Origin of the sequence: Fischerella major NIES-592, from assembly GCF_001904645.1 — a bacterium.
GTDB lineage: Bacteria > Cyanobacteriota > Cyanobacteriia > Cyanobacteriales > Nostocaceae > Fischerella > Fischerella thermalis.
Genome location: NZ_MRCA01000002.1, coordinates 615,434 through 636,424, shown reverse-complemented (window position 1 = coordinate 636,424; position 20,991 = coordinate 615,434). Strand labels below are relative to the sequence as shown.

The 20,991-nt window shown below is 41.2% G+C and carries 19 protein-coding genes; 6 read left to right on the top strand and 13 right to left on the bottom strand.

Annotated elements, in window-relative coordinates; all coding sequences use genetic code 11:
* Positions 1-61: 61 nt before the first annotated feature.
* The 8 genes from NIES592_RS06705 to NIES592_RS06665 form a co-directional block, all read right to left on the bottom strand.
* A complete protein-coding gene (locus tag NIES592_RS06705; RefSeq protein WP_062243883.1) occupies positions 62-325 on the bottom strand; it encodes a hypothetical protein in 264 nt (87 codons plus the stop codon).
* Positions 322-714, bottom strand: a complete 393-nt coding sequence (locus NIES592_RS06700; protein WP_073555257.1) for a Na+/H+ antiporter subunit E — start codon at positions 712-714, stop codon at positions 322-324. The genes NIES592_RS06705 and NIES592_RS06700 overlap by 4 nt, the downstream gene beginning before the upstream one ends.
* The gene (locus NIES592_RS06695) at positions 699-2,135 is read right to left on the bottom strand and encodes a cation:proton antiporter (RefSeq protein ID WP_062243875.1); all 1,437 of its coding nucleotides are present in this window, start codon (positions 2,133-2,135) and stop codon (positions 699-701) included. Before NIES592_RS06695 ends, NIES592_RS06700 begins: the two co-directional genes overlap by 16 nt.
* Entirely contained in the window at positions 2,132-2,467 is a 336-nt protein-coding gene (locus NIES592_RS06690; protein ID WP_062243873.1) for a cation:proton antiporter subunit C, read from the bottom strand. The genes NIES592_RS06695 and NIES592_RS06690 overlap by 4 nt, the downstream gene beginning before the upstream one ends.
* A 708-nt stretch (positions 2,468-3,175) precedes the next feature.
* Entirely contained in the window at positions 3,176-4,363 is a 1,188-nt protein-coding gene (locus NIES592_RS06680) for an esterase-like activity of phytase family protein (RefSeq protein WP_062243870.1), read from the bottom strand.
* Between the two features lie 45 nt (positions 4,364-4,408).
* Positions 4,409-6,106: a TM0106 family RecB-like putative nuclease gene (locus NIES592_RS06675; RefSeq protein ID WP_073555255.1), complete on the bottom strand. Its 1,698-nt coding sequence runs from the start codon at positions 6,104-6,106 to the stop codon at positions 4,409-4,411.
* Between the two features lie 725 nt (positions 6,107-6,831).
* Positions 6,832-8,211 (bottom strand): O-antigen ligase family protein, encoded by a 1,380-nt coding sequence (locus NIES592_RS06670; RefSeq protein WP_073555254.1) that lies wholly within the window; start codon positions 8,209-8,211, stop codon positions 6,832-6,834.
* A 106-nt stretch (positions 8,212-8,317) separates the two neighbouring features.
* A complete protein-coding gene (locus NIES592_RS06665) occupies positions 8,318-9,160 on the bottom strand; it encodes a YaaW family protein (protein WP_062243862.1) in 843 nt (280 codons plus the stop codon).
* A gap of 820 nt (positions 9,161-9,980) precedes the next feature.
* On the opposite strand from NIES592_RS06665, the gene NIES592_RS06660 reads away from it, so the two are divergent.
* The 3 genes from NIES592_RS06660 (at position 9,981) to NIES592_RS06650 (ending at position 12,989) form a co-directional block, all read left to right on the top strand.
* On the top strand, positions 9,981-10,334 hold the full coding sequence (locus NIES592_RS06660) for a hypothetical protein (protein ID WP_062243859.1): 354 nt from the start codon (positions 9,981-9,983) through the stop codon (positions 10,332-10,334).
* Between the two features lie 382 nt (positions 10,335-10,716).
* Positions 10,717-11,259, top strand: coding sequence for a COP23 domain-containing protein (locus tag NIES592_RS06655; RefSeq protein ID WP_073555253.1), 543 nt, complete (start codon positions 10,717-10,719; stop codon positions 11,257-11,259).
* A 488-nt stretch (positions 11,260-11,747) separates the two neighbouring features.
* Positions 11,748-12,989 carry an urease accessory protein UreH domain-containing protein gene (locus NIES592_RS06650; protein ID WP_073555252.1) on the top strand — a complete coding sequence of 414 codons (1,242 nt, stop codon included), beginning with the start codon at positions 11,748-11,750 and terminating at the stop codon, positions 12,987-12,989.
* A gap of 141 nt (positions 12,990-13,130) precedes the next feature.
* On the opposite strand, the gene NIES592_RS06645 is transcribed toward NIES592_RS06650, so the two are convergent.
* Both NIES592_RS06645 and NIES592_RS06640 read right to left on the bottom strand, forming a co-directional pair.
* On the bottom strand, positions 13,131-14,342 hold the full coding sequence (locus NIES592_RS06645) for an ATP phosphoribosyltransferase regulatory subunit (RefSeq protein WP_073555251.1): 1,212 nt from the start codon (positions 14,340-14,342) through the stop codon (positions 13,131-13,133).
* A gap of 220 nt (positions 14,343-14,562) precedes the next feature.
* Positions 14,563-15,519 (bottom strand): J domain-containing protein, encoded by a 957-nt coding sequence (locus NIES592_RS06640; protein WP_062243847.1) that lies wholly within the window; start codon positions 15,517-15,519, stop codon positions 14,563-14,565.
* 294 nt (positions 15,520-15,813) lie between these two features.
* Between NIES592_RS06640 and NIES592_RS06635 the strand changes: the two genes are divergently transcribed.
* Positions 15,814-16,293 (top strand): J domain-containing protein, encoded by a 480-nt coding sequence (locus NIES592_RS06635; protein WP_062243844.1) that lies wholly within the window; start codon positions 15,814-15,816, stop codon positions 16,291-16,293.
* A 12-nt stretch (positions 16,294-16,305) separates the two neighbouring features.
* The gene (locus tag NIES592_RS06630; protein WP_009457562.1) at positions 16,306-16,578 is read left to right on the top strand and encodes a DUF3143 domain-containing protein; all 273 of its coding nucleotides are present in this window, start codon (positions 16,306-16,308) and stop codon (positions 16,576-16,578) included.
* A gap of 165 nt (positions 16,579-16,743) precedes the next feature.
* On the opposite strand, the gene NIES592_RS06625 is transcribed toward NIES592_RS06630, so the two are convergent.
* The 3 genes from NIES592_RS06625 to lysA all read right to left on the bottom strand — a co-directional run bounded on the left by NIES592_RS06625 (position 16,744) and on the right by lysA (position 20,047).
* Positions 16,744-17,493, bottom strand: a complete 750-nt coding sequence (locus NIES592_RS06625; protein ID WP_062243841.1) for an isoprenyl transferase — start codon at positions 17,491-17,493, stop codon at positions 16,744-16,746.
* Entirely contained in the window at positions 17,490-18,413 is a 924-nt protein-coding gene (gene cdaA, locus NIES592_RS06620) for a diadenylate cyclase CdaA (protein ID WP_009457558.1), read from the bottom strand. The genes NIES592_RS06625 and cdaA overlap by 4 nt, the downstream gene beginning before the upstream one ends.
* Positions 18,414-18,640: 227 nt before the next feature.
* Positions 18,641-20,047: a diaminopimelate decarboxylase gene (gene lysA / locus NIES592_RS06615; protein ID WP_073555250.1), complete on the bottom strand. Its 1,407-nt coding sequence runs from the start codon at positions 20,045-20,047 to the stop codon at positions 18,641-18,643.
* A 203-nt stretch (positions 20,048-20,250) separates the two neighbouring features.
* On the opposite strand from lysA, the gene rimI reads away from it, so the two are divergent.
* On the top strand, positions 20,251-20,802 hold the full coding sequence (rimI, locus tag NIES592_RS06610; protein WP_062243837.1) for a ribosomal protein S18-alanine N-acetyltransferase: 552 nt from the start codon (positions 20,251-20,253) through the stop codon (positions 20,800-20,802).
* The last annotated feature ends 189 nt before the right edge of the window (positions 20,803-20,991 follow it).

Sequence of the window (20,991 nt, the reverse complement as noted above, 5' to 3'; positions counted from 1 at the left end):
AATTTAACAGGGAACAAGAAAATAATGTGTGTAATTAATTCCGTCTAAGTACTTATCTCACTCAACTTGATACATCACTCATGCGTTTAATTACATGGGCCAGCAGCATTAATGCAGCATTCCCCACACTAAGGATAATTACCCCGGCAACACCGATCATCCAATCATCACGCAAAACGGATATGACTAAGATCATGACTGATGTCTTGGTTGCGATACTGGAAAATGCCAACATTTTCTGCCAGATACTGTCATCCTTCCATGCCTCGTAGATGGGGATGAGCAGGGTCAAAATCATTGCAATCACTACCAAGTTCAAGTTCATGCTTTTTTCTTCCTCCGTCGAACTCGGTGGACTTCATACCAGCCATCTTCTTGGTATTTCAAGACAATAGTCTTTGGCGTAAATGTGATCAGAAAGATATCCAAAAATATTAGCCCAGGCGTTCGTCCTGGTTTAACTCGTTCTAAGGTGACTTCTTCTTGGTTATGGGGACGGAGGATGATTTCAAATGCTTCTATATAGGCTTGTGGAATTGCCACAATGACCTCAAATATTGCCCGTAACCAATCCTGTAATCTTCCTAAGGATTTGGGACTTCCTGGTAATAGAAGGGCAATACTCACACCAATGATGATATTTGCCACACTCAAATTAGCGGTGAGCAGAAACCAGATGACCAGTCGCAATATCAGATTTAAATACCCAACCATGCAAACACCATCCAAAATAATAGGATCAACATCAGACTCATCATTCCAATCAGATGCTCAAATTGTTCAATTACACGCGGTAGCTTGAGTACTGATCGTCGAAAAATCAAAAAATATGCGATCCAGCCCACACCGATAATCGCGAGTGGTTTGATAATATTTGCGACAGTATACGCCTCAAAGTACACTATATTGGCCAGAATCAGACCAGCAATCAACAGGATTACCGCTGGCCAAAAACCGCGTTGCACCTCACCCTGTCCGCCACGTGGTAGAAAGATGAATTTGGCAAATGATATTGCTGTTCCCAGGGCTGCAATGTTCATGGCGATCGCTTGCCAAGGGAGAAAATTTTTCGATGTCAACACCTTCGCCCCAAAGCCGGACAACATGGGAAAGCCTGAAATCGAGAAACTGGCCATGACTAGGGCAATCCAGACTCCAGTATGAATCGGCTTCTGTTGCAACTCCTTGAAGTTGCGGCTAGGTAAGGCGCCGGCGATCAGAAACAGCGCTGATTTGACCAGCCCGTGGGTCAATGCATAAAAGCCACCTACTTTCGGTGCAGCCAGGATAAAGCCTAACTGGGAAACTGTGTGAAACGCCAGCATTCGCTTGGTATCCTTTTCAAAGACTGCATAGAACACTCCCAGCAGTGCCGTCCCAACTCCGAAGAGCCTGATTATTGGATCAAACTCATTTACCATCAGCGCACAACGCACCAACGGATAGACACCAGCTTTGACCACAATTCCCGACAACATGGCCGACACCGGTGTTTCGGCTTCGGAATGGGTCAACGGTAGCCACAATCCTGATATAAAGATTCCTCCCTTGACCAAGAGTCCCAGAAAAATTAGAGCAATTGCTTCGGGAGGTGCGCCGCGCAAACTGGCAAAACTAAACGAATGATTGGCCTTATACGCCAGCACTGCGCCCACCAGATAAAACAGCATTGCCACGTTGCTAATAAACAGATAGCGTAAAGCTACCCAAATCGAGCGATCGCTGCGGGGATAGGCAATCAAGAGAAACGCGGCAATCCCGCTCACCTCTAGCGCCACATACAAGCTGATAAAATCTGCACAGACAAAGGCGGCATTAATACTGCCATGCAAAATGATAGTCTGGGCATAAAAAAAAGCTGTCTTATGGCTGTACCAACAGTAGAGCATGACCGCCACCGTTACCAGGGCATTTGTCAATATGAAGTAGCCACTCAATTGGTCAATCACTAATGTGACGCCGAAATTATCCAGTAATTGCAGTGTCAGTGGCGGTTTGGTAAATAGCAGCATCGCATATCCACCAGAAACAAGGGCCATCCCCAGTGCGAGGTAGCGATCCAGTTTCGGGATTAGATAAATTACGAACCCTAAAAAAAACGGGAGTCCGATCCAGGCAATCGTAAAAGTACTCATGGCGTATTATTCTTCTCGATTTCGTTGCTTTCTAATGTTGGGTTATCCCGTGCCAACTTCATGACACCGACCAGCATTAAGGCTTGAATCGAAAAGCCGATCACAATCGCCGTTAATATAACCGCCTGGGGAACCGGATCAGAGTAAGCGACATTTTTGACGTCTGAAAAAATGGGTGTGAACAAGCCATCTCGCGATGCTATCAGCACGTAATAGGCGATAACCCCCGTACTCATCACATCCATAGAAATAATCTTCATCACAAGATTTTTTTTAAGGATAATGCCGAAAAATCCGCACAATATTGTTGCAAATATACATGCTTCTAACACGGGAATTGCCTGTTGGATAAGGGTTGACCGTAACTTTATGTAAAAAAATAAACTACTTTTCTAGAACTTTAAAAATTCCTTAGGAATCAACAATTCTGTTGGCTATAGCTGTACAATTCTATCCAGAGAAGGTTTTCGGCCACTGTGGCCTGTTCGTTCACTTTTTCTCATCACCCTCCCTAGATATGGACGGAACACTTGATCCCGGATTTGCCGACTAAAAATTTCGTCAAACCTACCACACCATGACTCAAAACATTTTGGCATTACTGATACAAATGCCTGTTTCATTTGACGCTACTCCTTATTGAGTCTGACGCAAAAGCCACTCCCAATAAGTATTTTCGCTTATTTTTGTACTGCTTTTTTACAAAGTTTCATATAATTTTTCCATGGAAATGCATTGATATAACTCTATACATCAAATCACATTACATCAATAATATTATGGCAATCTGGTTTAATGCTTCAAAGGTTTTGAAGATAGAAGCTTTTTTGTTTAAGGCTTATCCATACTTTATCCCTATACCCTAGCCCTTTGGTAATGTAAGTTAAAATCATGTACTCTCTTGGTGTCTTAGTGTCTTTGTGGTTAATAAAATGATTTTTTCACCACCAAGACCCAAAGACACGAAGGTGAAAAGTTCATAATCGTGCAAAGTTTATTGGGATTGGAACCCACCACTATCTTGTGTGTGTCAAAAAGTGTTAGCGTTGGAAATTAAGATTTCTCAGACGACGTAATAGCCTAATCAGTGGTGATTCTATCTTGAGTTCAAAAGCTAAAAATTGGGTGCGTTGCAGAGAGTTAAAGTTATTGTCGCTGACAAGGATTAATGAGCGCTGTCCATTTGGCAATTTGGAACCAAGAGTTAAACCTTCGATGTTGTCTAAAAAGATGTCAAGTTTTCTTAAATCTAAGAGTAGTTTTTTCTGGACTGGTTTAATGTTTTTGGTATCTAATGCCAAAATACTTTCGACATTATGAATATCCGAAGCTCCTGCTAAAGAAACTTGAAACAGTGCAATATAAAATCCTAAATCAGTAAAAGCCCGTTCCAAACTTAGAAAATGTCCTTGGTTGTCAAGAGCTATTAAATCAGGTATGCCGCTAGCAAATTTACGGGATATATTAAAAAATGGTGCGATTGGTTCAGTGAGATAAAGAAATTCTTTTTCTGGTTGATTGGTCAATAGATTATATTGCAAAATTCGACATGGACTACTAGTATTTGGCTTTGCTGGTGAGCCATCTTGAATGAGAGCATTCTCAGTGACTGTGAATAAATTGTTCTCGTTAGGTGTAATGGTGAGACCTTCAAAAGCTAAGTTGTTGCGTATACCTTGTTTTCCACTCTTCTCTGGTAAAAATTTCGTTGGTATAGTTAGTGTTGTTAATGCCCTACCGGAAGATAAAGAGAACTCTTTGATAAAAGGGTTTATTAATTGATTTGCATCACCTTCGGAAGAAATAAATACTGTGGATTTGCTAGTTAAGGCTATTCCTTCTGCATCGATACTACCAGCAGCAAATGTTTTACCAGCTTCATTAAGTAGTGGAGTGACAGCAATAGTAGTAACGCCACTATCTTGAAGTGAACCTTTGCTTAGATCTATTTTGAAAGTGTAAAAACGAGCAGCAGCTTTGTTGCTACGGTCATCAGATATGGCATAATACAGGTCATTTTTAGCATCATAGGTGATGCCAGATAAACCTCCCACTTCTGTTTTTTGAAATAAAAATTTTTTGGGTAAAGTAGCAGAACCAATAAATTTTATTTCTGCAATTTCAACAGCAGCTGAGCTTAAATTACTAAAGAATAAACTGATGACTAAAATGGGGAGAAAAAATAAAATAATTTGGGGAAATTTCCGGATTTTTCTGAATAAGTGCATGGCTAAGCGTTGCTAACTACAAAAATCAACAACACGATATCATGCTCAGTCCGCAAAAAAGTTGACAAGCCAGTCTTTGACGCTGCGTGTAGCGCGGCAATCATCTTCGTTGTAAGATTGAATTTTTTCTAGTAAGGTGCGATCGCCTGTTCTTAACCACTGATCATACCAGTATATACACTTAGCCCCACTTGCTTCTGGATTGCGCCACTCGAATCCTAACCAACGAGCGATCGCTTTTAAGGCGTAACTTTCCACGGGCAATGCTACACTTTGGGTTAATTTTTCATATACATCTACAAACCGATTCAGTATGGGCTGGACAACAGCGTGGGGAGTACGGTAAAGTTTGCCCAGCCGTTTGACTGTATCAGATTCGTACACGCAAAAATGATAAATTGGCGCATCCGGATATTGCCATACTAAATCCAAAAATTGCTGCCATATTAATTCTTCGTCTTGTGGTTTTTCTGCTAAAAAAGAATAAAATTGTTCTGTATTGGTTTGTCTGTCAACAACCAAAACCCCTAATAAGTAATCCAAATTCAGATCTGGTTGGGCTTCAATGTCAAAATAAAACTCAATCGGTGCTGTAAGTGATATATCTGGATGTGAGTTATTAACACTCAGATAATTTATTTGCTGTGGAGAAAGTAGCAGTGAATTCAGTTTTGGGTAAATACCACTGACTACCATAGTTTCGTTTGTAGTTCCATCATCTTCGATAGTGGAAATTTTGTCTTGACAAGGTAATATGAGTGGGCGATTTTCTAATACAGCTTGAGCTTGGATGACAATTTTACAAGCGACTTCGCTATCAAAACCAGGTAGATTTTCCAGTAAAGTTGGACTTGTTTTTGCTAAAGATTCTAATGTGGTGATATTTAGTGCTTGTAGTTGAGTGTAGCGAACGGGTGTGACACCTGGTAGTAGAGAGAGGTGTTTTTGAGATTGAGCGATCGCATAACAACTACTATACCAATGGCAAAGGTTGCATTTTTGACGACTAATAAATACTTCTGGTGCTTGCTGTCTTTCCAGAGTTTGAATTAACTCCCACAACATTCGCTGCATTTGTGGCATAGCTTTCATCAAATCTACTGGATATCTGGTCTGTTTACCACGTAAAATTAGCCAAGGCGTTTCGGGTTCTGCTTGCTGCACCATCGCTAAAACTTGGGTGTGAAATGCTGCTACAGTTTGATACTCCAGCTTAGGACGTTTTCCCAGTTCAATATTCACCGGAACATACATCCAATCTCCAAAGCAAGATTGTCCTGGCTTTTTTATGAGTAAATCTGGACGGCTGAGAAGGGTATATCTTTCTAAATTAGGAGAAATGGGAGAAGCAGACGGGAAACGAAGACACGGAGAAATGGGCGATGTTGCTGATAAGTTTTCCGCATCCGTATCTGTAATATTCTCTGCGTCTGTCAATTCATGTGGGTACCACTGGACATCAGAGTACTGAGTTAACAGCACACCATGATAAATACACTCTACGCCCTGCTGCATTAATTCCAAAGTAGCGGCTTTCGCTCTGTTCCAGTCTCCTTGGGGATAACTGGGTTTGTAAAAATTCCACTGTGAGACAATAGTTTTTTGGTATAAGATTTTGTCTTGTTGCAACTTTAGGAGCAAGTCATTTGCACCATCTGTTTCCCTGAAGTCACCGTGGATATCTAAATAAGGTCGGCGCTTACAGCGATGGTATTGCAGTAGTAGTTCAGCATTTATTAACATTTAATATATTGTAAATCCCAAAGGCTGATAAGCTTGGGGTTTTGGGACTAAAGCTACCAGTTTTGATTGTTCTACTCCTGGTATTACACTTTTGTATTGTTTAGCTTTAGTAGACTACCAAACAGCATTAATTTTTGTATAGCCTTATATTATTCTAAGATACTACAGTTGTGATAGTCTATTGGCAACAAATTTACCAGAAAATCTCTTAGCGTTACTCGTTACTTACCAAGCCAATAAATTCTGCTGGGCAAATTTCCACGGAATTATTTTTAGTCATTGTAATATACGCCTAATGTGGATTAAAAATATGACAACAATCTTGTTGAAAAATTAAACACCGATGAACACAGATAGATTATCAGTGTGCATCTGTGTTCCATGAGTGTTCGTTAACCAATAAACTCTGGACATTGCCAAAAAACCTTATTGCTTCTTAAATTCACAATTAGATGTAACATTTTTATTAATCAATTATTGAGCATAGAAAAGGGCATCTTTTTAGAGATGACCGTCTTGCAGGATAACACCCGCAAAGGGTGTACCTACACCTTCCCAACAATCAGCAACAGTGACTAAATGTGTGATTAGCCACACTCACAGTCACAGACGTGATATTAGTAATTTTATTAACTCAATATTTAACTGCCACCTGTGTATATACTTAAGTTTTTCTCACTGTTGATTTAGTGTAGATAATGTCGAAAATAGTTTTTTTCACTACGCTAAATGTGCTTAGCAATGAATTTCTCGTACTGACTGTAGCGATAAACTACGCCAGAAATGGCAGCGATAATCAACCACGAAAGCGTATTTAGTCGCAAATCAAAAAGCGTCACATCTACTGTATTAAATAATACCCAAACTCCAAAGACTACTTGATAACTGAAAAATATTAATCTGTCTTCGGTTTTGAGAGTTTTGGAATTTAGCAACAGTTGCATACTTGCTAGAAATATCCAGCCCAGTAAAGTGCAAAATAAAATAGTTGCGGGTAATCCAGTTTCAGCAGATAGCATCAAAAAAAAGTTGTGGGGATGGCCCAACCAAATATGCATTTTTGCTTGGTAAAGTTGGGTAAAGTTGCGTAAACCCCAACCAGTCCAAGGACGTTGCTGAGTTAATGTCCAGGCAAATTGCCACTGAGTTTTGCGCAGGAGAGCAACTGGTCTATCTGGATACATTTGGTCATTTAACCGCGCCCAGAAGTAAGCAGGTATGAATTTGCGAAATAATTCAGCGATCGGTTGAGGAGCAAAGGCAGCTAAAAGTATACTTGTGGCTATGGCAGTGATACCAGCAACCAAAAAGTGCCAACCTTGATAAAGTGCATAAACTAAACAGGCAAAAACAGCGATCGCCCATGCATTACGTGAGTTGGTTAAAATTAATCCCACAAAATCAACAATTACTATTATGGTAAGGAAAAGCAGTGAGAGAGTGGGAGAAAAAAGACGCAAGGGAGAATAACTAATAACTCTTGAGTTTTGAGTTTTGAGTTTTGAGTTTTGATATTCTTCTAACCATAAACCTAACCCCAGCACAAAGGCTATTACCAAATAACCAGCCAAAGTGTTAGCGTACATGAAGGTAGAAGCCATACGACCAGGTGGGTTTCCTCCTGATGCGATCGCCCAACCAAAAATCTTTTCCCAGTATCGTGGTGTAGTCCAACCAAAAAATAATTGCCCTAAGCCAATGACGACTACCACTACAGAAGTACTCACTAAAATCCAAGATAGCTGTCGCAGTTGTTGTGGTGTTTGAATTAAGACACTAAAAGCTGCAAAAAATAAAATGAATGGCAAGAAATTCGATAGACCAAGAATTGCCTCCTTTTGATCAAAGGCAAACACAGTACTAAGAACAAGCAATATACTTAAAAGCGTAAATCCTAAATTATGAGGTTGACGAATAATACTACGATATTTTATTAGCCATGTTCCCAACAATGCCACACCTAAAAGCACGCTTCCCCACAATGGCACTAATGGAAAGATTAGCAATCCTACCTGGGCGGAACTCCACAAAAATTGCAGTTTAGGGTCAGGATGACTTAAAAAAGGTAATTTATACTTGGTCATTTGTTTTTTGTCATTAGTCATTAGTCATCTGTTATTTGTCATTTGTCTGTTGTTTATTCTCAGTTGTTTCTTATATTCCAATAATCAACAACTAATGACCAATGGCTAATGACCAGTGACTATTTCGTCAAGCTATTTCCCAGCATTCTGCACGAGTGAGCCGAATTTGAGCTAAAGCGAAGATAGTTGGAATTATTCGACCATAGTTAACAGCGATGGTTCTCCATCCTAAATCCGCAAAAAACCAAGCCCACATCATCGGCCCTAAAAATGCAAACACACTCCTAACAGCACCATAACGAGCTGCACTTACAGCCATACCCCGTCGTGCCATCTGCAAAGTAACGTAGTTTTGAAACTGCATTGTAGCAGTAGCTCCACCTTGGAGTGCGGCTTGTTTGGTGACTTGATAGGTAGCGAAATGCATCGCAAACTGACGAGCAATTTGCTTCAGCAACAGTGGCTGGATCACAGAGGTGACAGCTAAAGCGCTACCTCCTTTTAAAAGTAACCCCACAGGATCACGCTGCAACGAAAGTGGTAGTGGTTCATTCAGCTGTGATTTTGCTAACTGACGCTGCACTTGTGCAGTTAATTTTTGTTTTTCTTTTTCCGGCAATTTTTTCCACACCCGACCCAATAGATGTAAAAACACTTCTGCTTCTAAATCGATCGTTGATAAATCATGAGAATAAGGAATTTTTAAATGTTTACATACCTGGACTAGCGCTTGCCGATAGGTTACCTGGTTTGTACGTCCTCGCAATACCGTCACACCATCGGCTGCCAAAAAACGAAAGCGTTCTTCCAGTGCGTCTAGCCAAGCTTCACGACCTTGGCTTTGTATTTCTATTGGTTCAGGTGTCTGAACATAATCTAGGGGATTGAACTTACGGCTAAACAGAATTGCCGTTAAGTCTTGCAATTCATCTTCGGTTGCAAGTTCGAGTGCCGCCCTCAGTTCATCCAATTTCCCTGCCTCCCTTCCATGCAGCTTTATCCTGTACCTTATTCTACTATTAGCTTGAGGGTAGATGGCAGAGGCATCGGGGCAGAGCACAAGGGGTGATTCATATCTTACACCTAGTTGATGTACCCGCCTCAAATCAATTCGGGGCTTAAAGCTGAAGTTAGCTCAAAACTAACTAGGATAATGGTTGTAACCTACTTGAACTCTTTGGGTACACTTGCTTAAAACTAATGATAATAAGACCATTGTTTCACTAAAACTGCCTGGAAAATCTACTTACACCTACACAGTACAAACAGTGTGGCAATTATACAAAAAAGGTGTTATGCTTTTGGACTCATTAATTCACACATAATGCAATCTTATTTTATTTGGAGGAAACATAATTTCAGTCTTACTTGTTGCTAGTTAGTAAAGGTTTAAGATGATTATCAATTTTTTACTAAATCGCAACAACGGTTGATTATAAAGTCTCACAACTTTGTTAATAGTGTGAACTTTTTGGAGCAATAAGATTATTTTTGTATACTTTATGAACCAAAAATCATGAAATTGAAATAATTATTATTAGATACAGATCTGTCAATGCTGACCAGGGTCTTAGTTATGGATTTAAGTATTTGTTGATTCCTCAAAATTAATCTTTATTGAGAAAGACTGTTCCTATTTTCTCACACTTTACCTTAATAGTAGGTTCAGTGAAAAAAGAGCAATAAATACTTAAATTCTTTGCTATTTACTGGTTGTAATCATCATTTGATAAATATCGCTCTATATCAGCCAGCGGCTACCAATTGATTCAAAAAGGGGTTTAGAACCGATGAAAACTGTACTCAATTTAACACAGCAATCAGTCATAGCAGAAATTGAAAGTGTTTTAGATACTTATCCTTATCATCCATATCAACAAGCGTTTGCTATTCCTGAGTTACGCCAAGACCTGATTAACTATGTTTTTAGCCGTATTCCTTGTATGTACAGTGCGATTGAACCCAAGCAAGCTTGTTGTCTAAACTACAAGTTACCTCGTAGCCCCTTGGAATATCAAATACACTTAGAGACCTTGATTCACCAAGGTATTTATTCAATCATGCAAGAAAAATCTGATGGGATCAGTCGTCATCTCTGTGAAACGGTTCAACCAGGTTGTGAACCATCTCACTGGTTTGGATAAATACGGTTTTGTCGGTTGGTCTTTGTTAGTTGTGATTAGGGATAATCAAGCACTAAACTATTCTCAAAACAAGACTTCTCGGTTAAAGTCTTGTTTCTTTGTCAGCGATCGCATTTAAAGATCATTTGTGAAGTGCAAGACATCAGTTAATCATGTGATGGAGTTGATAGCGCGATCGCAATCGACAAGATTTGAGTATAATTTGCTACCTTTTAATCAAATAAAAATATCCATAAATATATTTAACTATTTTCACATTTAAATAATGTTATTTTTACTGATATATCTGAGTATGATTCCGAAATGCTACAAATAAAAGTTGTAGCTCTTTATATCCCCACAACAGTGGGATTTACGCTTTTTAATTATTCACGCACTTTTTATGAGCAGTAGTAGTTCCGTATTGACAAAAGTTGCGAGAGTTTCTGGTATTGCTTTGCTGACTGCATCTACCACAGCTGCAATTACCCATCAGCCTAGTTATGCCAGTGGTACAACCTTCTTTTGTGCTGTTAGCAAAGGTTATCCAACGACATTTGCCAAGACTAATAGTGGAAGGAAAATACCAATGATTCGCTGGGTTCCGAACAATTACTTTCCCTCTAAGTTATCTCCTATACAACGCTGTCAAGAAGTATCGGATAGATTTCAAAGAAGCTATGATAACGGTACTCTCAAAACCATTATTTCTGGTACGTTGAATAGACAACCTGTTGTATGTGCTGCTGCCACCACATACGATACTTGTAACAACAATAATCTTTTATTTACTCTCAAGCGTGGTACTAATGCTAAACAGGCTGTGGAAAGGCTCTTAGATCGTGCTGGTTTAGCGGCGGGGAGAATACTCAATCAGAATAGTGATAATACCCAAATTTATGTGGATTTTGATACATATATCAACAGTATCAAGCCTGAACCATAGATTGATACCTGTTTTTTATCCACACTCATAAATATGGTGAGCAAGGCTTTACCATATGGACTTCCCAGAGGTCAAGCCTTTTATATTTGAGATTCGCAGTGTGCCAAAATAGGGATAGGGGACAAGGGAACCAACTTTACAGCCAACCCATAATCCATCCGTGTGCATCGGTGTGCATCGGTGTTCGCTTTCTCAAAAAACATTGGACTTGTGAGACGACTGACAGCCACAACCAAAGTGGATGAATGACGAACACAGATAGACACAGATACACGCAGATAGATCATCGGTGTGCATCGGTGTTCGTCAAATCAACATTCATAAACGATCCCTGGAAAATAGGAATAGGGGACTGGACATCACAGCCAACCCATAATCTATCGGTGGATGACACAAAGACCAGCACACATGAGAGTTTGACGACTTGTCTTTTGACAGGAGGTGAATATTTAGCTTAAAGTTCCCTATGGAACAAAATCAGCTTTAGCATGTTAGATTTGTGGCTGCTTGTAACCTTAGGATTCTTAGGAAGCTTTGGACATTGCTTAGGCATGTGTGGCCCCTTGGCTGTGGCTTTTTCTTTGTCTCATCAACAAGAAGCTTGTAACTGGCGGCAGCAAATCAAATTTCACACTTTGCTAAATTTGGGACGAATGCTGAGTTATACCCTAGTTGGTGCAGGAATTGGGGTACTGGGTTCTGTATTACTTGCCAGTGGTCAAATGGCAGGAGTTGGTAGTCAATTACGGCAGTGGATAGCGATTCTCACTGGCATTATGTTAATTTGGTTTGGGTTAGGACACATCAAACCCGACTTTTTGCCGCGCATACCAGTGTTACATCCTTTATTACAGGGAAGTTTGCACAGCCGCTTGAGTAATGTAATGGTCAAACTTTCCTCAAAAAACAGCTGGTGGACACCAGCAGCTTTGGGGATGACTTGGGGTTTTATGCCCTGTGGCTTTTTGTATGTTGCCCAAATTAAAGCTGCGGAAACTGGTAATTTGTGGATGGGTGCAGCAACAATGCTGGCTTTTGGTTTAGGAACGTTCCCAATGATGTTGGCTGTAGGTGTGTCTACATCCGTCTTAAGTAAAGACAGGCGCAGTCAATTGTTTCGTCTTGGTGGTTGGGTAACTCTCACCATTGGTATGCTGACACTGCTGCGGACTGGTGACACTATGGCAGATTATACCGGTCATGCAGCACTGATTTTGTTAATGCTAGCCCTCATTGCTCGTCCGGTAAGTTACTTGTGGGCAGCACCTTTACGTTATCGTCGTGCTTTAGGGGTAGGTGCTTTTGTACTTGCCGTTGTCCACGCCGTCCACATGATGGAACACTCTCTGCAATGGAATGTTGATGCTTTCTGGTTCTTACCGCCTGAGTTTCAATTGGGTATGACTGCGGGTGCTATAGCGTTGGTATTGATGATTCCTGCTGCTATGACAAGTTTTGATTCGTTGCAAAAGTCTTTAGGCAAGCGCTGGCGACAGATTCATCTATTGGCTATACCAGCTTTATTATTGAGTTCCATGCATACTGTGATGATTGGTTCCCATTATCTTGGAAATAAATTAACAACAATACTATTGGGAATAATTACTTTGGGTGTATTGCTCGTAAGAACCAGATTTTTTTGGTCAATATTATCCTTAGAAAAGTTTTATGTATCTGTTAGTAAGCCTAATCAAGAAGGCAGAAGGCAGAAGGCAGAAGATATAAGCTAATATATGACATCAACGTACACGCATTATTCATCTGTGTCTATCGGTGTGCATCGGTGTTCGATTTCTAATATAAAACATCATTTTTGAAAACAGATCCCCGATTTCCACAAGAAATCGGGTATCTTTATTTTTCACATCATCTCAATTATTTGACTCAATTGTTGTTGAGCCATCAGCTTTCACCCAAGCGATCTGAGCAATAGAGCGATCGCGTGCATATTGGCGAATTGCTTCGGCGTCTCGTCCTCCCAAATCCATTTCTACTCGCACCAAGTGAGTAGAATTACGGAGTTTTTGGGCGTAAGCAAAAGCAGCATCATAGGCTTGGTTGTTTTCTGCCACAACTAACCAGTTACTAGGCGGTGTTTTTTGCGGTAATTGCTGATAACAAGAAAGAATCTGGTATAAATCTTCAATAAATAATGCAAAGCCAATACCAGGAATATTATCACCTTGGGGGTGATACTGTCCTAGAAGCTGGTCATAACGGCCACCACGACCTAATACTCTTGCTCCGGCTTCAGTATCACTAACTACTTCAAAAGAAATGCCAGTATAGTAGTCGAAGGTTTGAATCAGGCTTAAATCTAGAATTAATAGGAAATTTCCCTGATTTTCCAGTAATTCAACCAAGGATTTGAGGTTATTCACCGCCTCTTGTTGGGGAGCATCTAAATCGAGGCTACTGACTTTCTGTAGAACATCTACACTGTTACCGCGCAAATCCAGGATTGTTGTGGCGCGGGAACGTAATTCTTCTGTTAAGGGTAAATTGTCTATCGCTACTCTGTCAAGATGGGCGATCGCATTGCGGACTTGGTTGCGTAAGTTAGCAGGAAATACCTGCAACAGTGATTGGGTAATTCCCGCTTCACCCAAGATTAAATACCAGTTGTTAATTGAGAGTGCTTGCAAACAATCTGCTAGTAGAAGCAATACCTCTACATCAGCAAGTAAGCCGCCACTACCTAATAATTCTACCCCGGCTTGATAGAATTCCTGGGGTTGATTGCGCCGATAATCGCAAGTGCGCTGAAAGACATTGGTATTGTAGTATAGACGCTGGGGATAGGTGACCCCCGCCATGCGAGTGACAGCGGTACGAGCAATTGAGGCTGTCAGTTCTGGACGCAGTCCCAATTCTTCATCTTCAGCATTTTGTAATTGAATCACAGTTGAGCGTTGAATAGCACCTCCCGCCATCAGCGTATCTATCCGCTCTAGGGTTGAGGTGATAATTCTGTGGTACCCCCAGCGGTGAAATACCTGCTGTAGCCTGTTTTCTATCCAGCATTTCTGAGCGACATCAAGGGGTAATAGATCTCTAGCTCCCGCTGGTGGTTGATACACCATTTATCCTCCGTTACACTAGTCCTGTTTTGTTGCAAAGTCCCTCGTATATCGGATCATATTATCTGATTTGAACGCCATTAGAAATTTTCGTCTCCAGTACCTTGCTGTCGGTGAGAAATTTGCTAGCAGTGTGTTGTACTCAGCTAGTGTATTGTTTTAGTCCAAAGATTAGGGGTAAGCTGCTACGATTATGCGATCACACAGTCGCCCCTGTCACTGACTATTTTTTCTTCCCACCAAACAAACCACCAAACAAACCGCCACCTCCCGATTTATCTGGCTGCTTGGTTGCAGTCTTAGAAGGTGAAGTCACTTGGGAGCTAGTAGGTCCTAACCCCAAAGCTTTTTCTATTTTAGGTTTCCATGTCAATGCTAGTTGATCGTTGGGGTCTAATTTTAATGCGTTATCAAAGTGAATTTTGGCCATTTTCAGCTGATTCTGTTTCATATACACCAGTGCAATGAGACTATGACAGCGACTATTCTTAGGTTCTAGCTTCAGAGCATCTTGTAACTCTACCTTGGCTTGGGCAAATTGGTTTTTATCAATTAAAGTTTGAGCACGACGGAGGTAATGTTCTGCTGCTGAATCTTCTTTGGCTGCTGCTGGCGGGGGTGGAGGTGCAGTTGCTGTATTTGGCTGTGGTGTAGTGGAGTTAAGTGTGGGTTTAGGAGGAGGAGGCGGTGTTGAGACTGCTTTGCCTGCACTCCGCATGAGGTAAACTAAATTCAATTCACTGATTTGAGCAATGACTTCTATTGATTGCTGTAAATAGTTATATTGAGTTTCTGCTATTTTGGCGATCGCCATTTTGTAAGCTTGTTCTAAGTTGGGTATACTTACTAATTGTTTTGCGACATCGCTAGTTAGTTCCACCGAAGCAGATTCTTGAACTAAACGCCTGCCCATCTGCGAGAGAACTAGGGTGTATTCTGTATAATTTTTTTCTTGAGATAGTTTTTCGTAAGCGGGGTTCACCAATTTTGACAATAAATCGCTCGCCAGTTCCTTTTCTACTTCACCAGACAAAGCGCAACTATCCGGATGTAGGCGGCGGGCTATTTTCAGATAGCGTTTGCGGATATCTTGAATACTTGTATTAATTGGCACGCCTAAAATTGCGTGGTAGTCTATGAAATCATATTTAAACAATCCACGATCTATTTTGAAGGACATAGAGCAGTTTTATACTAATAAATATGTGATTTTACTAGTTTATCTTCTATACTCAGCTTAACTGCAAGAGTTTTTTCCCTTATGAGCCTCTTTTACACAAGATTTCCTATTTATATTTTCTGACTGTGCGAATCAATACTCACATTCCTCTAAAAAACCTACACCTGTCCGATCTCCCTACCTCCCCACTCCCTCTTCTACTCTGCTTGAGCCAGGAGTTACAGAGTAAGTTTAGAATATTAGAAAAAAGTTTAGCGCTAGGTGAATCAAACAGCCGTGAATCAGAATGGTGCAATGTCACAAAGCAGCGAGAACACCTACTACACTCTGCTAGGACTGCATCCGAGTGCATCGCCAATCGAGATCCGTCGTGCTTATCGGGAATTGAGCAAACGCTATCATCCTGATACTACAAGCTTACCTACAGTTGTCGCCACTGCCAAATTTCAGCAAATCAACGAAGCCTACGCTACCTTAAGTAACCCAGAACGACGGTTAAGTTATGACCTGAAAATTGGTTATTCTCGGTTTGGAGTAATTCAAGCACCACCCGATTTAAATCGTCCCGTTTCCCGTTCCTACGACTGGTCTAAATCAGCTTATCTTGATGCTAGCGATCGCCCCCTCTCATCAGGTGAAATCTTCGCTTTATTTATTCTGGGTTTAACATTTTTAGGTTGCTTGCTGTTAGCGATCGCCATTGGTTTAACTCGTGGTGAGACCGTTTTACAACCTGTAGGATTGATATTACACCTGTTAATTTTTAATTTTTAATTTTTAATTGTTATGTCTCTTCCCCCTTCTGACACACCACTATATAACCACCCTCTTCCTCAAATTGAGCAGTGGTTAAGAGAACAAGGTTGTGAACAAGATGAAATGCAGCTACATTGTTGGCGCGTCCAGCGTCCTGGTTGGCAAGCAGAACTTTGGCTAGACATTGAGCAAATTGTAGTTCGATATCTCAATGTTGGAGACAATGGACAGGATATCCAACGCGCCTTCAAATATTCCTTGAGTCGGCGAGATGTGGAACAGGCTGTGTTTTCCGGACCATAGTGAACAAGAGTAGAGGAGTAGGGGGAGTGTCAGGAGTGTGTAGACGCACTGTGCGCGGCTTGCTGTAAGTGAAGTAGGGATCTATTTGGAGTGAGATAAATAATTTTCCCCTCACACCCCTCACACCCCACCCTTACGGGAAGCCGCTACGCGTCTACACACCCCTCACACTTTCCCAAACCGCCTTTCCCGTTGCTGATACGCACACAAAGCGCGGTGGAATTCATGGCGATCAAAATCAGGCCAGAGAGTATCGGTTATATATATTTCTGAATAGGCTATTTGCCAGAGGAGAAAATTTGAAACTCGCATTTCTCCACTGGTGCGAATTAATAAATCAGGGTCACAAATACCGATAGTGTAAAGATGACGTTCAAAGGTGGCTTCATCAATTTCATCTGGTTGGAGTAGACCTTGTTGGACTTTTTGGGCGATCGCCCGACAAGCTTGAATAATTTCTTGTCTACCGCCATAATTAGTAGCGATTGTAAACTTGATTCCACGATTCACTTTCGTTTCTTCCATCGCACGGCTAATTTCTGCTTGTAGCGATCGCGGTAAGCTGCTCAAGTTACCCACAAACCGAATTTGCACATTCTCTTCCACCATTTCCCGCAGTTCTTGACGCAAAACTCGCTGAAATAGAGTCATCAAAAAATCAACTTCTTCGTGCGGTCTTCCCCAATTTTCCGTAGAAAACGCATAAGCCGTCAGGGCTTCGATCCCCCAATCTTTACAACAACGGAGTAAATCTTTTAAGGCATCAACACCAGCTTTATGACCCATGATTCGGGGTAGCCCTTGATGCTTTGCCCATCGACCATTGCCATCCATAATCACCGCAACGTGCTTGGGCAGTAGTTCTCGTTTTAAGTCAAGAGGCAGATATTGCAGTTCAGTTTGTTGTGCTGTCATTTTTTGTCTCGCGATGCGGTCGATGGTAATCCGAGTAAACGTGAAACCAATGCTAAGGCCTGACTACGAATCTGACGACCTAAACTGATCAAACCAGGAGCAACAGCCTCCCGATCCACAGTTGGGGAAAATCTCGCTTCTAGAGACTCTTTCAGCTTCGTAATCGTCAGTGGTCTATTTAGAGTTCCCTTTTCCGCTAAAGAAATAGAACCTGTTTCTTCAGATACAACGACACAAATGCAATTCTCGACCCGCTCAGTTATTCCCATCGCCGCCCGGTGGCGTGTTCCCAACTGGCGCGAAGCTGTACGTCCCGAAAGCGGTAAAATTATACCAGATGCCACGATCCGAGAACCTCGTATCAATGTAGCACCATCGTGTAAGAGAGTTTTCGGTTGAAAAATTGTTTGTATTAGCTCTTTGGACACTTCAGCGTTCAGTTTTACTCCTGGTACAGAAAAATCCCGTTCATCAATAGGGCCAGTCGTTTCCAAAATTAGTAGCGCACCTATCCGATTTTTCGACAGTTCTCTGACTGCTTCGACTATTTCATCAATTACACTATCAGATTTAGGAACTGCTAGACGGGACGGTTGAAATAATTGCCAGAATTCACCACGTCCTAATTGTTCCAAAAATCGCCGAAACTCTGATTGGAGAGCAACTGCCATTGCGACAGCACAGCCAATCACTAACTTTTCTAGTACAAAATTTAGCAATTGTAGCTGTAACCTCCCACTGATGGCTGATGCCAGCATCAAAATAATAAAACCTCGCACCATCCACAGTGTCCGGCGCTCACTGATAATAATTAGTATCATGTACGTCAGCGCCAGTACTAAAACAATATCCAGAGTCTCAAGCAGCAAAGGCTGAGACCAACCTTGGTTTATCAGCCATTGCTTCCACCAATCTCCCATGACATCTGGGGTGAAACTATGAAGTATGAAGTGTGAAGTATCAAGTGTAAAGTATGAAGTGTGAGGTATGAAGTATCAAGTGTAAGGTATGAAGTATCAAGTGTGAAATATAAAGTATGAACTATAAAACCTAAATTCTTATTTTTATTCTTCATCCTTTTCCTTCAGCCTTGAGTTTTCATCCTTCATCCTTCAGCCTTGAGTTTTCATCCTTCATCCTTCAGCCTTTATCCTTCATTCTTCTTAAGTCTTTCTGGTAGGCAGTCCTGTCGAATCAAATCCTGATAAGTTTCGCGTTGCAAAATCAAATTTGCTTCGCCATTGGCTACTACAACAGCAGCTGATTTGGGCAGGCGGTTGTAATTAGATGCCATACTGTAATTGTAAGCACCAGTTGCCATAACTACGAGAATATCTCCAGATTCAGTCTTAGGTAGTTGGGCATCCTTGATCAAAATATCCCCTGATTCACAATGTTTACCAGCAATTGTAGCTGTTTGTGTCAAGGAAGCAGACATGCGGTTAGCAACTACAGTACGATACACTGACTGGTAGGTAATCGGACGGGGATTATCAGACATACCACCGTCAACTGCTATGTAAGTACGAATACCGGGAATAACTTTAGAAGAACCTATAGTGTAAGCTGTGACGCAAGCTGTGGCAATTAGCGATCGCCCTGGTTCGCAAAGTAATTTCGGCAAAGGCAAGTTTTCTGCTGCACAGGCTTGTTGAATTACTTCACAAATTGGTTTTACCCACTCTTCAATGCTAGGGGGATCATCTGATTCTGTATACTTAACCCCTAAGCCACCACCGACATTTAAATTGGTAAGATTTAAACCGTAGCTAGCAGCTTTAGTTAACCACTGCACCATCAGCGCCGCCAAGTCTTGATGTGGTTGGCGCTCAAAAATCTGGGAACCGATATGGGCATGTACCCCCACGCAATTCAGGGCTTGTTGTTTACTTACAAAAGCAAATACCTCATCCAAATCTCCTGGATCAAAACCAAACTTATTATCTAAATGTCCTGTACGAATGTATTCATGAGTATGACAATCGATACCAGGTGTCACCCGCAACATAATACGGACAGGCTGTTGTGCTCCTGCTAACTCCACGCTTTGCTGCAAATCACGCCAATTGTCCGCCATAATGGTAATGCCAGACTCAATCGCGTAACACAGTTCTTCACGAGATTTATTGTTACCGTGGAAGTAAATTTTATCAGGACTCACACCCGCATTTAGGGCTGTGTAGAGTTCGCCTCCTGATGCTACATCAATTCCTAAGCCTTCTGAAGCAGCGATCGCACAGACTGCTAAACAACTCCAGGCTTTGGAGGCATATAATACTTTAGATTCACCCTTGTAATAGCGCTGGAAACTTTCCCGGTACTGGCGGCAAGCTGTTCGCAGGGTTTCTTCATCCAAAATGTATAAAGGTGAACCAAACTGCTGCACAAGAGTTGTCACATCACAACCCCCTATTTCTAGGTGGTCTTGATTATTCACTTTCGCAGTCAGTGGTAAAATTTCTTGATTGGGTGAAATATTAATGTTATTATTACCAGTTTTTGGTAAATACTGTCTACCAGAAAGTTGAACCCCGGCAGGGTGAGTCGATACCATAACTATTAAGAGTTGTCCTTCGTACTAATTACAAGCGATGAGCGGATATGCCGATTCCCAGTTTACCGAATAACGTGCTTTTTCGCCCCTGTCTTCTGGGATTGATTTAGTAATGGGTAATTGGGAATGGGTAATTGGTAATTGGGCATTGTTATTAGCCATCAACAACCAACAATCAACAACGAACCACTAACTACTAATCAATGATCAATGACCAATTAGAACTGAAATCAATAACAACAGATGATTTAGGTGCGGTTGTAGAACTAGATCAGGCTTGTTTTAGTGGTCTTTGGACGCTGGACGCCTATAAACGAGAGTTAGATAGTCCTAACAGCGTTTTACTCGGTTTATTTGCACCTTTATCTAAGGTAAAACTGCTGGCTATGGGTTGTTTTTGGTCAATTTTAGAAGAAGCCCACATTACTATTTTGGCGGTTCATCCCCAATATCAACGTCAAGGCTTAGGACAGGCTATTCTTTATTTTTTGCTTAAGACTGCTTATGAACTGGGTTTAGAAAGAGCTACCCTAGAAGTCCGAGTTTCTAACAAAGCTGCAATTTCTCTGTATCAAAAATTTGGTTTTAAAACAGCAGGACAGCGACGGCGTTACTATAAAGATAACGATGAAGATGCCTTGATTTTGTGGTTAGGAAATATCCAATATCCAGAATTTCAAGATACTTTGGAAAAGCTACGTATCAAAATGAGCAATCGCCTCAATCTATACAATTGGTCCATAGTTGATTCTTAATTGTTGTTTGTTGGTGGTTAGTTGTTGGTGGTTGGTCATTTGTCACTATTTATTCTCCTCACACTCCACCCTACGGGAAGCCCCGCAAAGCGCGTCTACAAACTCCCCACACTTTCCCTTATCCTCCTTGCCCCCTCCCAATCCCTGATCCCCTATCCCTAAAAATTTATTTTTTATAAAAAATTTTAA

Coding starts and splice junctions, on each gene's coding strand:
- NIES592_RS06670 (WP_073555254.1), bottom strand. CDS start 8,211: ATGACTAATGACAAAAAACAAATGACCAAGTATAAATTACCTTTTTTA.
- NIES592_RS06705 (WP_062243883.1), bottom strand. CDS start 325: ATGAACTTGAACTTGGTAGTGATTGCAATGATTTTGACCCTGCTCATC.
- NIES592_RS06660 (WP_062243859.1), top strand. CDS start 9,981: ATGAAAACTGTACTCAATTTAACACAGCAATCAGTCATAGCAGAAATT.
- lysA (WP_073555250.1), bottom strand. CDS start 20,047: ATGGTATCGACTCACCCTGCCGGGGTTCAACTTTCTGGTAGACAGTAT.
- NIES592_RS06680 (WP_062243870.1), bottom strand. CDS start 4,363: ATGCACTTATTCAGAAAAATCCGGAAATTTCCCCAAATTATTTTATTT.
- NIES592_RS06700 (WP_073555257.1), bottom strand. CDS start 714: ATGGTTGGGTATTTAAATCTGATATTGCGACTGGTCATCTGGTTTCTG.
- NIES592_RS06650 (WP_073555252.1), top strand. CDS start 11,748: ATGTTAGATTTGTGGCTGCTTGTAACCTTAGGATTCTTAGGAAGCTTT.
- NIES592_RS06635 (WP_062243844.1), top strand. CDS start 15,814: ATGTCACAAAGCAGCGAGAACACCTACTACACTCTGCTAGGACTGCAT.
- cdaA (WP_009457558.1), bottom strand. CDS start 18,413: ATGGGAGATTGGTGGAAGCAATGGCTGATAAACCAAGGTTGGTCTCAG.
- NIES592_RS06625 (WP_062243841.1), bottom strand. CDS start 17,493: ATGACAGCACAACAAACTGAACTGCAATATCTGCCTCTTGACTTAAAA.
- rimI (WP_062243837.1), top strand. CDS start 20,251: ATGATCAATGACCAATTAGAACTGAAATCAATAACAACAGATGATTTA.
- NIES592_RS06655 (WP_073555253.1), top strand. CDS start 10,717: ATGAGCAGTAGTAGTTCCGTATTGACAAAAGTTGCGAGAGTTTCTGGT.
- NIES592_RS06675 (WP_073555255.1), bottom strand. CDS start 6,106: ATGTTAATAAATGCTGAACTACTACTGCAATACCATCGCTGTAAGCGC.
- NIES592_RS06695 (WP_062243875.1), bottom strand. CDS start 2,135: ATGAGTACTTTTACGATTGCCTGGATCGGACTCCCGTTTTTTTTAGGG.
- NIES592_RS06645 (WP_073555251.1), bottom strand. CDS start 14,342: ATGGTGTATCAACCACCAGCGGGAGCTAGAGATCTATTACCCCTTGAT.
- NIES592_RS06630 (WP_009457562.1), top strand. CDS start 16,306: ATGTCTCTTCCCCCTTCTGACACACCACTATATAACCACCCTCTTCCT.
- NIES592_RS06640 (WP_062243847.1), bottom strand. CDS start 15,519: ATGTCCTTCAAAATAGATCGTGGATTGTTTAAATATGATTTCATAGAC.